The sequence below is a fragment of the Chitinimonas sp. genome (genome assembly GCF_041904975.1).
Lineage (GTDB): Bacteria > Pseudomonadota > Gammaproteobacteria > Burkholderiales > Chitinimonadaceae > Chitinimonas.
Genome location: NZ_JAYRLZ010000119.1, coordinates 1 through 12,463, shown reverse-complemented (window position 1 = coordinate 12,463; position 12,463 = coordinate 1). Strand labels below are relative to the sequence as shown.

11 protein-coding genes are annotated in these 12,463 nt (G+C 60.3%); 9 read left to right on the top strand and 2 right to left on the bottom strand.

Annotation, left to right across the window (positions count from 1 at the left end):
* Window positions 1–103 precede the first annotated feature (103 nt).
* Together ACE3OH_RS12345 and ACE3OH_RS12340 are read left to right on the top strand one after the other, a co-directional pair.
* Window positions 104–1,795 carry a DUF1800 family protein gene (locus tag ACE3OH_RS12345; RefSeq protein WP_374352901.1) on the top strand — a complete coding sequence of 564 codons (1,692 nt, stop codon included), beginning with the start codon at window positions 104–106 and terminating at the stop codon, window positions 1,793–1,795.
* 12 nt (window positions 1,796–1,807) lie between these two features.
* Window positions 1,808–3,142, top strand: coding sequence for a DUF1501 domain-containing protein (locus ACE3OH_RS12340; protein WP_374352898.1), 1,335 nt, complete (start codon window positions 1,808–1,810; stop codon window positions 3,140–3,142).
* Window positions 3,143–3,335: 193 nt separating this feature from the next.
* Here ACE3OH_RS12340 and mltB read toward each other — a convergent pair whose 3' ends face one another.
* The gene (gene mltB, locus ACE3OH_RS12335; protein ID WP_374352895.1) at window positions 3,336–4,403 is read right to left on the bottom strand and encodes a lytic murein transglycosylase B; all 1,068 of its coding nucleotides are present in this window, start codon (window positions 4,401–4,403) and stop codon (window positions 3,336–3,338) included.
* A gap of 26 nt (window positions 4,404–4,429) precedes the next feature.
* Complete coding sequence (gene hrcA, locus ACE3OH_RS12330) at window positions 4,430–5,452, bottom strand: heat-inducible transcriptional repressor HrcA (protein WP_374352892.1); 1,023 nt, start codon at window positions 5,450–5,452, stop codon at window positions 4,430–4,432.
* Window positions 5,453–5,655: 203 nt separating this feature from the next.
* On the opposite strand from hrcA, the gene ACE3OH_RS12325 reads away from it, so the two are divergent.
* The 7 genes from ACE3OH_RS12325 to ACE3OH_RS12295 all read left to right on the top strand — a co-directional run.
* On the top strand, window positions 5,656–6,420 hold the full coding sequence (locus tag ACE3OH_RS12325; protein WP_374352889.1) for a transporter substrate-binding domain-containing protein: 765 nt from the start codon (window positions 5,656–5,658) through the stop codon (window positions 6,418–6,420).
* The gene (locus ACE3OH_RS12320) at window positions 6,410–6,694 is read left to right on the top strand and encodes a helix-hairpin-helix domain-containing protein (RefSeq protein WP_374352886.1); all 285 of its coding nucleotides are present in this window, start codon (window positions 6,410–6,412) and stop codon (window positions 6,692–6,694) included. Before ACE3OH_RS12325 ends, ACE3OH_RS12320 begins: the two co-directional genes overlap by 11 nt.
* A 34-nt stretch (window positions 6,695–6,728) precedes the next feature.
* On the top strand, window positions 6,729–7,607 hold the full coding sequence (locus ACE3OH_RS12315; RefSeq protein WP_374352883.1) for an NAD kinase: 879 nt from the start codon (window positions 6,729–6,731) through the stop codon (window positions 7,605–7,607).
* A 71-nt stretch (window positions 7,608–7,678) separates the two neighbouring features.
* A complete protein-coding gene (recN, locus tag ACE3OH_RS12310) occupies window positions 7,679–9,337 on the top strand; it encodes a DNA repair protein RecN (protein ID WP_374352880.1) in 1,659 nt (552 codons plus the stop codon).
* Window positions 9,334–9,813 (top strand): tRNA adenosine(34) deaminase TadA, encoded by a 480-nt coding sequence (gene tadA / locus ACE3OH_RS12305; protein WP_374352877.1) that lies wholly within the window; start codon window positions 9,334–9,336, stop codon window positions 9,811–9,813. The genes recN and tadA overlap by 4 nt, the downstream gene beginning before the upstream one ends.
* Before the next feature lie 86 nt (window positions 9,814–9,899).
* Window positions 9,900–11,051, top strand: a complete 1,152-nt coding sequence (locus tag ACE3OH_RS12300; RefSeq protein ID WP_374352874.1) for a glycoside hydrolase family 18 protein — start codon at window positions 9,900–9,902, stop codon at window positions 11,049–11,051.
* A 430-nt stretch (window positions 11,052–11,481) separates the two neighbouring features.
* A partial coding sequence (locus tag ACE3OH_RS12295) for an RCC1 domain-containing protein (RefSeq protein ID WP_374352871.1) occupies window positions 11,482–12,463 on the top strand: 982 nt, incomplete at its 3' end.

Here is a 12,463-nt window from a genome sequence, read left to right as displayed (position 1 = left end):
GCATGAGTTTTCCGGAATAAGTGATGCTAATGTCATTTTGCATTAGCACAAGCTGTAGTAAGCTCCGCGCTAATTCATTCGGAATATCGGGGAGCCGATCATCATGAGGCGTAGCGTATGGTTGTTGCCACTGGCCCTGGGCCTGCTGGCGGGCTGTGACTCTGGCAGCAGTGGAGGTACGGCAGGTTCGGCCGATGTGCCGGTGAAGGTGCCAACTTTTCCGACGCCGCTCGCTTCCAGTGCGATCAGCGAGGCGGATGCACGCCGGCTGCTGGATCAGATGAGCTTCGGCCCCAGCGACGATGCGGTACGCATGGTCATGCAGATGGGGGCGGCGCCCTATGTGGAGCGCGAGTTCAGCCTGACGGCCAGCAATTACGCTGGTTTTAGTTACGAGAACCCTGATTCCAGCATCGGTTGCCCGACCGGCGCGCCCAATACCTGTTTCCGCGACAAATACACGCTGTTCCCGCTGCAACAGCGTTTCTTCCTCAATGCCATCAACAATAACGACCAGCTCAGGCAGCGTACTGCCTTTGCCTTGTCGCAGATTCTGGTGACCTCTGGTGTCAGTGGCATTTCGCAGCCCTACGCAATGGCGGCTTACCAGCAGATCTTCCTCGATAATGCCTTCGGCAATTACCGCGATATCCTGCTGCAGGTGACGCTGAGCCCGGCCATGGGCGATTACCTCGACATGGTCAATAACGACAAGCCCAACCCCAAGGCGGGCATCGAGTCGAACGAGAACTATGCGCGCGAGATCTTGCAGCTGTTCTCCATTGGCCTGTGGAAGCTCAATCCCGATGGTACTCAGCAGCTTGATGCCAATGGCAAGCCAATTCCAAGCTATTCGCAGGACAATGTAATCGCCTTTGCCCATGCCTTTACCGGCTGGACCTATCCACCGCTGCCCGGTGCTACGTCGAAGTGGACCAATCCGCGCAATTACACCGGTTTGATGGTGCCGTTCGAAACACACCACGACACCAGTACCAAGCAGTTGTTCGACAATGTGCAGTTCCCCGGTGGCCAGACGGCGGCAGTCGACTTGAACGCTGCCATTACCGCGATTTTCAACCATCCCAATGTCGGCCCCTTCATCGGCAAGCAGCTGATCCAGCATCTGGTCACCAGCAATCCGTCACCGGCCTATGTGGCGCGGGTCACTGCGGCATTCAATGACAATGGTCAGGGGGTGCGCGGTGATATGAAGGCGGTATTGCGGGCGATTTTGCTCGACAACGAGGCCCGAGGTGACCGCAAGGATGATCCGGCCTACGGCAAGATGCGCGAGCCTATCCTGTATGAGCTTGGCTTGATCCGCGCCTTGGCTATCTCCAGCGATGGCCTGTATCCGCGCGCGCAAGCGGCCGCCATGGCGCAGGATATTTTCAACTCGCCAACCGTATTCAACTACTACCCGCCCGACTTCCCCTTGCCCAATTCCACGCTGCTGGGGCCACCGTTCGGCATTTACAACGCCACCACCGCCTTTGCGCGAGCCAATTTCGCCAATTCGGTATTTAGCCAGAATGGCGTGGGGCCAGATAGCAGTGTGGTCGGCAGTATCGGCACCAAGTCGAACTGGACCTATTGGCAGGCCTTGGCGGCCGACCCGAACCAGCTGGTTGAGCGCATCAACACCCTGTTGTTTCATGGCACCATGAGCAGCGATACCCGTAGCACCATCATGACAGCGGTACAGGCCTTGCCGGCCAGCAGCAGCTTCGATCGGGCGCGCACTGCCCTGTATCTGGCAGCCACTTCCCCGCAGTACCAGATCCAGCGCTAAGGAGAGCCGATCATGATGACGCGTCGCAATGTATTGAAGAGCGCAGCAGGCCTCGTGATGCTGCAGCAGATGAGCCGCTTCGAAGCCCTGGCGGCCCCGCTGGCCGGCAATGATTTCCGCGCCCTGGTCTGCGTGTTCCTGATGGGTGGCAATGACAGCAACAATATGATCATTCCTACCGATGCAGCAGGCTATGCAGCCTATCTGGCGGCCCGTGGCAATAGTACGACCACCTCGGGTGCTCTCGGTCTGCCGCAGAGCAGCCTGGTGCAACTGACCGGTGCCAACTATGCGCTGCACCCTAATCTGGCGCCGCTGCTGCCTGTCTGGCAACAAGGCAAGCTGGCATTGCAGTTCAATGTCGGTACCTTGGTGCGGCCGATCAGCAAGGCGGAGTACCGGGTCGGCGCCAATCAACCCGATAATCTGTATTCGCACTCCGATCAGCAGGGGCAATGGCAAACGGCTGTAGTAAAGGGGCCGCAGCGCAGCGGTTGGGCCGGGCGCATTGCCGATCTGGGCGCCGCATCCGGCGTGCTGCCACTGGCCATTTCCACCGCCGGCAACCAGCCATTTGCGGCCGGCCTGCGCAGCAGCGGCCTGGCGATTCCGGCAAGCGGCACCTTCTCGCTCGCCGGCTTCGGCAGTTCACCGCAAACCAACCCGCTGTTCAAGGCCATGTCGGCCCTGCGCGGTGTCGATCTTGCCAATAGCCAGGTAGCTGCCGCTGCCGGCACCATGGGCGGGGCGGTGAATGCCAGTACGGCACTGGCCAGCGTGCTGTCCGGCACTTCGACCATCACCAGCCTGTTTACCGGTCAGAACAATTCCCTGGCGCAGCAGCTGCAGCAGGTGGCCCGCATTATCGAGGCACGTCAGGCGCTGGGTCTTGGCCGGCAGATCTTCATGGTGACCCATAATGGCTACGACACCCATAGCGATCAATTGAACAAACAGGGTTCGCTGTTCAAGGAGCTGGGTCTGGCCTTGAAGTCGTTCTATGACGCCATGGCGCAGCTTGGTGTCGCCAATCAAGTGACCACCTTCACCAATTCCGACTTTTCGCGCACGCTCAAACCCAATGCTGGCGGCAGCGATCATGCTTGGGGTGGGCACCATCTGGTGCTGGGTGGCGGCGTCAAGGGCGGCACTTACGGTACCTTTCCGGCGCTGGTCAATGGTGGTGTGGATGATGTCACTAGCCAGGGACGTTGGTTGCCGACGACTTCGGTTGACCAGTATTCAGCCACCTTGGCCAGCTGGTTCGGTGTGCAGGATACCGATCTGCCCTCGGTATTTCCGAATCTCGGTGCCTTCCCGGTGCGCAATCTGGGCTTTATGGCCTGATACCGCATCAGCACCAACAAAAAAGCAAGCCGGATGGCTTGCCTTTTTGTTTGGTATTGCAAGAAGCGGCGCTGCTTCGATCTTGCTGTTACAGCGTCGCGCGCCTGGGCGGCAGCTATGTGTGGGTGCCGCCAGGCACAAAAGTCTCTGGTCTGCTCGCGTCAGCTGCACGCCCCAATGTTTCCGGCCTGTCTCAACGTTTTTTTCGCTTCTTTTTCACTTTTGCGGGCTCAGCCGGCAGTCTGGATGGGTCGAGATAAGCCGCTTTCATGGCCTGCGCCAGCTCGTGAACCGCCATGGCATACAACGTGCTGCGGTTGTAACGGGTAATCACATAGAAATTGCCAAGCCCGAGCCAGTAGCGGGTGGTGCCGGCGCTGGTTTCCAGAGGCACCAATACAGCCAGCGGGTCGCCGCTCTGAGCGGTGGCAGCACTGACGCCATAGTCGGCCAGCTCGCTGAGCTTGTAGTGCAGATTGAATTTGTCCTCGACCAAGGGAGCGATGCGATCGGGATCGACTACGGCCGGGGCGACCAAGGGTGCGCCTTGCATCCAGCCGTGCTGGGCAAAGTAGTTGGCGACACTGGCCAGGATATCGCCCGGGTTGTTCCAGATATCGTGCTGGCCGTCGCCATCCCAGTCCTGTGCATAGGCGCGGAAACTGGAAGGCATGAATTGCGGCATACCCATGGCGCCGGCATAGCTGCCATGAAAGCTGAGCGGGTCGGCGTGCTCAGTCCGCGCCATCAACAAGAATTCGCGTAATTCCTTGCGGAAGAATTCGGCGCGGCGCGGATAGCCGAAGCTGATGGTGGTGAGCGCATCCATCACCCGAAAGCTGCCGGTGTTTTTGCCCCACATGGTTTCCACGCCAATGATGGCGAGCAGGTATTCGGGTTCCACCCCATATTTCTGCGACACCGCTTCCAGCAGAGCAGCATGGCCCTGCCACCAGGCTACGCCAGCGCGGATGCGGCTGGCGTTGACAAAGTTGGGCCGGAATTCGTAATACGGCCGGCTAGTGGAAGGGCGATCAAGAATGTCGAGGATATGCGGCTTGAGCTGCACCTGATCGAATTGTCCCGCCAGCGCGGTGCGATCAAAACCTTCTTGCGTGACCAGCTCGTCGATAAACCGGGAAATGTCTTCGCGCTCGCTCAAACGCGTACTTTGCGTCTGCACTTGTGGTGTTGCGGCATTGTCGGGTTCGGCATGGCCGGCCAGTGCGCCGAGCGCAAGCAGCAGGGATATAAGCTTCAAGCGGTGCTTTCTGGAGATTCAGGCGGTTAGCCCTGGTGGGACAGGGCAGAAGACAACAGGCGTGCAGTGATGTCCACAATGGGAATCACCCGCTCGTAAGCCATACGGGTCGGACCGACCACGCCGAGGGTGCCGACGATTTCGCCGTTGACCTTGTACGGCGCGGTGACAACCGAGCATTCATCCAGCGGCGAAATACCCGCTTCGTGGCCAATGAAAATCTGCACACCGGCAGCGCGTTGTCCGTTATCGAGTAGCTGCAGCAGGGCGGTTTTTTCTTCAAACACGCGAAAGAGCTGGCGCAGCCGCTCGACATTGCTGGATAAATCATCAATGCGCAGCAGATTGCTTTCGCCACTGATGACCACCGGCTGGCTATCTTCGGCCATCGCCTGGCTGCCGGCCTGCACGGCGGCATTCATCAGTTGGGCGATATCGCCTTGCAGCGAGCGCAAATCCTGGTAAACGACGTCGCGTACCTGTTCCAGGGTGCGTCCGGTGCAATGTTCATTGAGGAACTGGGTGGCCTCGTTCAGTTCGCTCGCGCTGTAGTCGCGCTCGGTAATCAGGATGCGGTTCTGTACATCGCCATCACCGGTTACCAGAATCAGCAGCAGGCGCTTTTCCGCCAGACGCACGAACTCGACTTGGGCCAAGGGGATACCACGGCGTTTCGGCGTCATGACCACGCCGGCAAATTCGGTGAGCTGCGACAGCAGATTGGACGCGGCGGCAACCGCGCGCGTCGGGTTGTCCGGCTGCATCAAGCCTTGCCACTCGCGGATTTCCAGCTGCTCCAGCGGCTTGATGGTCAGCATGGTGTCGACAAACAGCCGGTAGCCAAGCGAGGTAGGGATACGTCCCGCCGAGGTGTGCGGGCTGGTGATCAGGCCAAGGTCTTCCAGGTCGGCCATCACATTGCGGATCGATGCCGGCGAGAGCTCCAGGCCGGAGAATTTCGACAAGGTACGTGAACCGACCGGCTGCCCTTCGGCGATATACCGCTCGACCAGCGTCTTCAACAGCAATTGCGCACGTTCTGTCAGCATGGAGCGATTGTAACGCGTGAATGCTTCACGGCAAGTCGTCACTGTGTTGTTGTGGTGCTGTCAGATATTCGCAACTTTGCTAAACATCCGTACAACAAAATTGTTGCGATCTGGTTGTTCGCCGTGGCTGGCAAAGGGTAGGCTAGCGGCACAGCGCTACTGTCAGGGCGCAATGTCGAATCCATGCGGTCAGGGAGTGTCTTGTGTCGAAGCGTCTAGTGATGGTGTTGCTGTGTGCCGTGATTGCACAATTGGCCCGGGCTGAAGAATTGCGTATTGCCATGGAAGGCAAGTTTCCGCCATTCGAAGAGCTGGATGCGAAAGGCAATCTGAAAGGCTTCAATGTCGATATCGCCAACGCGCTCTGCGCCGAGATGAAGGCCAAGTGTTCGCTGGTGCGTTTCGACTGGGATGACCTGATTCCGGCCCTTAACGCCAAAAAGGCCGACGCCATTCTCGCCTCGATGTCGATCACCGAAGACCGGCTCAAGCAAGTCGACTTTACCGATCGCTACACCCAGACTGCCGCCTTCTTTATCGCCAAAGCCCATCGCATTCCTTATGTCTTCATTACCCCCAAGCATCTGAGCGGCATGAAGATCGGCGTGCAGGCCGATACCACTTACGATCGCTATGTCACGGCCAAGTACTCGCCTGGTTCCACCATTGTCCATTACAAAAGTACCGACGACATGTATGCCGCGCTTACCAAGGGCAGCATCGATCTGGTAATGGATGATTCGGTGGCGGCCTACTATGGCTTTTTGCAGACGCCACGCGGCAAGGGATACGAGTTTGCCGGCTCGGCGGTGGTTGATCCGAAGTTTTTCGGCGAAGGCCAGGGCATCGCGGTGCGCAAGGGCGACAAGGCCTTGAAAGACAAGCTCAATGCGGCGCTGAAGGTGATACTCGACAATGGCGTGTATCAAAAGATCCAGCACAAGTACTTTGTGTTCAATGTCTATTGATGCGCCCGGTTTAAGAGCAATCCCGAATATCGGCCCGGCCGGCGAGGCCGATCTGCGGCTGCTTGGTATCGATACGCCAGCCCAATTGAAAGGGCGCGATGCCATGCAGCTGTATGCGGCCCTGTGTGAGGCGAGCGGGCAGCGCCATGACCCGTGCGTGATCGATGTGTTCATGGCTGCCATACATTTTGTCGAGACTGGCGAGGCGCGACCGTGGTGGGCGTTTACCGCGCAGCGCAAGCGTCTGACCGGCAGCTTGGCTAGCAGGCGCTAACGGCTGTCATGCAGCTTGTGGTTAAATCGGCGCTATGAGCATGCTGTTCAAAAAAATCGGACTGGTGGGGCGCCGTCATAGCCCGCATATTGGCGAACCCTTGCGCCGGCTGGCCGCCTTGTTGCGCCAGCACGATTGCGCGTCCATCTTGCTCGATGCCGATACTGCTGCCGAGCATGAGATTGCCGATGCCCAGGTGGTACCGGCCGATCAGATCGGCAAACTGGCGGACTTGGTGATGGTGCTCGGTGGCGACGGCACCATGTTGTCGATTGCCCGACTGGTGGCGCCTTACCGCATACCCTTGGTCGGCATCAATCAGGGCCACCTCGGCTTTATGACCGATGTCAGCGTCGAGGATATGGAAACCATCATCCCGCGCATGCTCGATGGCGATTTCGTGCCGGAAGAGCGCATCCTGGTGCAGGCCAGGGTAACGCGTGGTGATCGCGACCTGCATACCGCCTTGGCCTTCAACGATGTGGTGTTCAGCCGTGGCTCGCTCGGCTCGATGATCGAATTCGAAATCTTCATCGACGACCAGTTTGTCTACAGCCAGCGCTCTGATGGGCTGATCGTGACCACGCCGACTGGCTCTACCGCCTACGCGCTGGCCTCCGGCGGCCCGATCCTGCATCCCACCGTGCCGGCGCTGGCCCTGGTGCCGATCTGCCCGCAAACCATGTCGGCGCGGCCGATTGCGGTCAACGATGCCTCCACCGTGGAGTTCATGCTGACGCGAGGCCATGAAGTCAAGGTGCATTTTGACGGCCAGAGCCATTTCGATCTGCAGGAAATGGACCGGGTCACCATCAAGCGCTACCGCAACTCGCTACGCATCCTGCATCCGGTCGGATACAACTATTACGACATGCTGCGCCACAAGCTTCACTGGGGCGAGCGCCTGTTCTGAGTCTGTCGTGGCGGTTTCCGCCGCCGCGTGCTGCGTTCACTGTTCCGAATCTCACAAGCCTGATACCTACCATGCTGCTGTCCCTGCGCCTTCGTGACTTCGTCATCGTTGATGAACTGGAGCTGAGCTTTGGCTCCGGCTTTACCGTACTCACCGGCGAGACTGGCGCCGGCAAATCGATCCTGATCGATGCGCTGTCCTTGCTGCTCGGTGCGCGCAGCGATGCCGGTGTGGTGCGCCATGGCCGCGAGCGGGCTGAACTGGCGGCCGAATTTCAAACCGGCGCCCGGCCGGAATTGGCAGCCCTGCTCGCCGAATATGCTTTGGAGGGTGATGAGGGAGTGTTGCTGCTACGGCGCAGCATTGACGCCAGCGGTCGCTCACGCGCCTTTATCAATGGACAGCCGGCCACCCTGGCGCAGCTGAAGGAGGTGGGTGAATTCCTGATCGATATCCATGGTCAGCATGCCCATCAGTCGTTGATGCGTAGCGAAGCGCAGCGCGAATTGCTCGATGCTTATGCCGGCCAGCTCGAACAGGCACGTGCTACCCGGCATGCCTACCAGCACTGGAAGGAGGCAGAACAGCGCTTGGCGCGTGCCAGCCAGCATGCCGGTGAATTTGCCGCCGAGCGCGAGCGTCTGCAATGGCAGATCGATGAGCTTGACGCCCTGAAACTGAATGACGACGAATGGACCAGCCTGCAACAGGAACATAGCCGCCTGAGTCATGCTGCCAGTCTGATCGAAGGCGGGCAGCAGGCACTTGATGGCCTCGCCGATGGCGAGGTCAATGTCCGCTCCCTGTTGGCCAGTATTCAGGGCCGCCTGGCCGATTTGGCTGCGCTCGACCCGGCGTTGTCGGAAACCGTGGACTTGCTGGCGGCGGCCGAAGCCAATCTCACCGAATCGATCCATGCGCTGCGCCACTATGCAGAACGGGTGGAGCTCGACCCGGCGCGTCTTGCCGAGGTGGAGCGGCGTATGGACGATATCTATCGCTTGGCTCGCAAATACCGCATCGAGCCGGAGCAGATGGCCGAGCGCCTGATTGCCTGGCGTAGTCGCCTCGCAGAGCTCGGTGGAGATGACAGCGTGGAGGCCCTGCAGGCCGCCGTGGTTGATGCCGAGCGCGCCTACCGGCAGCAGGCCGAACCCTTGAGTCGTGCCCGCGCCAAGGTGGCTGGCCGCTTGGGCAAGGCGGTCAGCGAGCAGATGCAGACCATGGCGATGGCGGGTAGTCGATTTGAAATTGCGCTGTCGGTACTGGATGCGCCGGCCGCCTTCGGCCTCGAGCAAATCGAGTTTATGGTGGCACCGCATGCCAAGGCGCCGGCGCGGCCATTGGCCAAAGTGGCATCCGGCGGCGAGCTGTCGCGCATCAGTCTCGCCCTGCAGGTGGTGACCAGCCAAGTGGCGGCAGTGCCGACCCTGATCTTCGACGAGGTGGATGTCGGCATCGGTGGCCGGGTTGCCGAGATTGTCGGCAAATTGCTGAAAAAACTGGGTGAGCAGCACCAGGTGTTGTGCATTACGCATTTACCGCAGGTGGCTGCCAGTGGCGACCAGCAGCTGCAGGTCAGCAAGACCCAGTCCAAGGACAGTGTCAGCAGCCGCATCAGTCAACTGGACCGCGCCGGCCGTATCGAAGAAATTGCCCGCATGCTCGGCGGCCTCGATATTACCGACACCACCCGCCAGCATGCCGCCGAGATGCTTGGCTACGCATGAGCGATATCGATTTCATGCACCTGGCGCTGGCTCAGGCGGAGCGGGCCAGGCAGGCAGGCGAGGTGCCGGTCGGTGCCGTGCTGGTCAAGGATGGTGTGGTACTGGCAGTGGGCAGCAATGCCCCCATCAGTCTGCATGACCCTTCGGCCCATGCCGAGATGCAGGCCTTGCGTAGCGCGGCACAGCAACTTGGCAATTACCGCCTGCCCGGCTGTGAGCTGTTTGTCACGCTGGAACCCTGCGCCATGTGTGCCGGCGCCATTTTGCATGCACGTCTGAGCCGGGTGGTATTTGCGGCGGCGGACCCGAAAACCGGTGCGGCCGGCAGCGTGCTCGACCTGTTTGCTTTCCCCAACCTCAATCACCATACCCGGCTTGAATCCGGCTTGCTGGCGTCCGATGCCAGCCAGCAGTTGAAGGATTTCTTTGCCGAGCGGCGCCGGGCTGCCCGGCAGGCCAGGCTGGGCGACGGCTAATACTTTAAAGTGGTATGGTTGCGGTATTGCATTAACATGCCGTAGGCTCTCCTTGTACGCATTTCAGGCGAATGGGGTAAGTCCACATGAAATCCACTTTGTTGCGGCTGCTGGCAATCAGCATATTGCTGACCTCGCCAGCCGAGGCCAGTTACAAGATCGTTGCCTATTTTTTTGGTGAGGGTGCCGAACAGCGCCAGTACGCCGTCAGCGATATTCCGGCCGATAAATTGACCCATCTGATCTACGCCTTTGCCGGTATTGAAGATGGCGTGGCCGCCTGGGGGCGCACAGGGATGGATTCAGCCACCGCGCAGCGCCTCGAACAGCTGCAAGCGCTACGGCAGCGTTATCCCCATCTCAGAACTTTGCTGTCAATCGGCGGCTGGACCGGCTCGGCGCATTTTTCTGATGTGTCTTTGTCCGAAACGTCGCGCGCACGTTTTGCCGCCAGTGCGGTAACGCTGATGCGCGAGGGTGGCTTTGATGGCCTCGATATCGATTGGGAATTCCCGGTCGCCGGCGGCAATGCCGGTAATGTCGAGCGCCCGGTCGACAAGCAGAACTACACGCTGCTGTTGCGATCCTTGCGTCAGGCGCTTGACCGGGAGGGCCAACGCCAGCGACGGCATCTGCTACTGACTGGCGCCACCGGCGCCAGTCAGCGCTGGCTCGACAATACCGAAATGGCGGCGGCGGCGGCCGAGCTCGACTGGGTAAACCTGATGAGCTACGACTTCAATGGCCCATGGAATGCGTACGCCGGGCACCTGGCTCCATTGCGCCACGACCCGGCCAATCGACGTGCCGACGCGTCTCTGCTGTTGAATGTGGAAGGTGCGCTTAAGCTGTATCGCCAAGCAGGCGTGCCGGCCGGCAAGATCGTGCTGGGGCTACCGTTTTATGGCTACTGGTGGAAGGCGTGCCAGGGTGATGGTCTGTATCAGGATTGTCAGGCCAAAGGTGACGGTGATGGTGCGCTGGACTATTCGCGCATCGAGGAACAGTTTATCGGCAAGCAGGGTTTTGTCCGCCGGTGGAGCCAGGCTGCGCAAGTGCCCTATCTGTTCAAGGCCGAGGGGAGCGAATTCATCAGCTATGAAGACCCGCAATCGGTGAAGGCCAAACTGCAGCTGCTTCGCCGCCTGGGCCTGGGTGGCGCGATGTTCTGGGAATTGAGCAATGATCGCCGGCAAACATTGTTGCGCGTTGTCCACGATGGCCTGCGGCGAAAATAGGCGTTTGAACCATGCGAACGTGCCTGGCTCTGTTGACGATTTGTCGACGGTCGCGCCGGGTCGAGTTTTACGGCAAAGCAAGGCGGGACGAGCGTCGCATGGCGGGCCATGTCAGCGAATGACAACGCAGCCTTGCCGCAAAAATCGACCCGGCCCTGTGGGTTTCGTCGGAAAACCGCCGTTTGCTGCGTTGTCGCACGCTGACGTAGATGACTACGCTGCGCGTGCGATGCCTTGCACACGGCGGTTTTCCGACGAAACGCGATCCGCCGACAAAATGTCAACAGAGCCTAGGCCATGCTGGCTCAGCTTCCCGATCCGGATGGGGGCCTATAGCTTGGACCGACCTTGGTCGGTCGCGCCTTTGTGCTGCAGCGGCCTCGGCTAGACTGGGTAGCTGGTCTGGCTGAATGGTTGGGGAGGCGCTGCCATGTATCGGGGCAAAATAGTCGGTTTGTGTATCCATGCGGTTTTGCTGTCAGTTAGTGCCGGTGCGGCACCACCAGCCATCGCTACCTCCTCGGCCGGCTCCAGCTATGCCGTCGATGCCAATGGTCAGCTGTGGTCGTGGGGCGATGACAGCAGCGGGCAGCTGGGCCTTGGCCGAACGCTGTATGCCAGCCGGCCGCAGCCGGTGTCGGGTGGCTGGGGGCGCACGCCTTTGCCGCAAGGCGTTCTGGCTGCCGGTGGCGACCATGCGCTGGCCCTGCTGCCCGATGGCCGCGCGCTGGCCTGGGGCGCGAATACCCTTGGCCAGCTTGGCGACGGCAGCAAGTCCAATAGTCGCAGCTCACCGGTATTGCTGAGCGGGGTGTATGCCCAGTTGGCGGCCGGCTACAACCATTCGCTCGCCATCGATCGTGAGGGCGGCTTGTGGGCCTGGGGGGTGAACTGGGCCGGGCAGATCGGCGACGGCAGCTTCGAGCATCGCTACCAAGCCACCCGGATCGGCGGCGACTATGCCATGGCAGCGGGTGGCGATAGCCATAGCCTGGGGCTCAAGCGCGATGGCAGCCTGTGGGCCTGGGGCAGCAATCAATATGGTCAGCTCGGATCGGGCGGGACTACTGGCGAGCAAAGCGGCAGCCCGACTGCCGTGCTGGTCGGCAGCGGCTTTAGCCGTATTGCTGCCGGCCTTAACCATAATCTGGCGCTCAAGCCCGATGGCTCGCTGTGGGCCTGGGGCAATAACGAATACGGGCAGGTGGGTGATGGTAGCGGTGCTACCTTTGTCAGCAAGCCGGTGCAGATCGGCAGCGGCTTCAAGGCGATCTCGGCCGGCAATCACCAGAGCCTCGGCATCAAGCTCGATGGCAGCCTGTGGGGCTGGGGCGATCTCGACTATGGCCTGGGCAACGGCCAGCTGACGTTACGCCCAACGCTGCTGGGCACAGGCTACCAGGCGGCGGTGG

Excerpts from the sequence above, each read along its gene's own strand:
- ACE3OH_RS12345 (WP_374352901.1), top strand. The coding sequence starts at position 104 with ATGAGGCGTAGCGTATGGTTGTTGCCACTGGCCCTGGGCCTGCTGGCG.
- ACE3OH_RS12340 (WP_374352898.1), top strand. The coding sequence starts at position 1,808 with ATGATGACGCGTCGCAATGTATTGAAGAGCGCAGCAGGCCTCGTGATG.
- hrcA (WP_374352892.1), bottom strand. The coding sequence starts at position 5,452 with ATGCTGACAGAACGTGCGCAATTGCTGTTGAAGACGCTGGTCGAGCGG.
- ACE3OH_RS12320 (WP_374352886.1), top strand. The coding sequence starts at position 6,410 with ATGTCTATTGATGCGCCCGGTTTAAGAGCAATCCCGAATATCGGCCCG.
- ACE3OH_RS12315 (WP_374352883.1), top strand. The coding sequence starts at position 6,729 with ATGAGCATGCTGTTCAAAAAAATCGGACTGGTGGGGCGCCGTCATAGC.
- recN (WP_374352880.1), top strand. The coding sequence starts at position 7,679 with ATGCTGCTGTCCCTGCGCCTTCGTGACTTCGTCATCGTTGATGAACTG.
- tadA (WP_374352877.1), top strand. The coding sequence starts at position 9,334 with ATGAGCGATATCGATTTCATGCACCTGGCGCTGGCTCAGGCGGAGCGG.
- ACE3OH_RS12300 (WP_374352874.1), top strand. The coding sequence starts at position 9,900 with ATGAAATCCACTTTGTTGCGGCTGCTGGCAATCAGCATATTGCTGACC.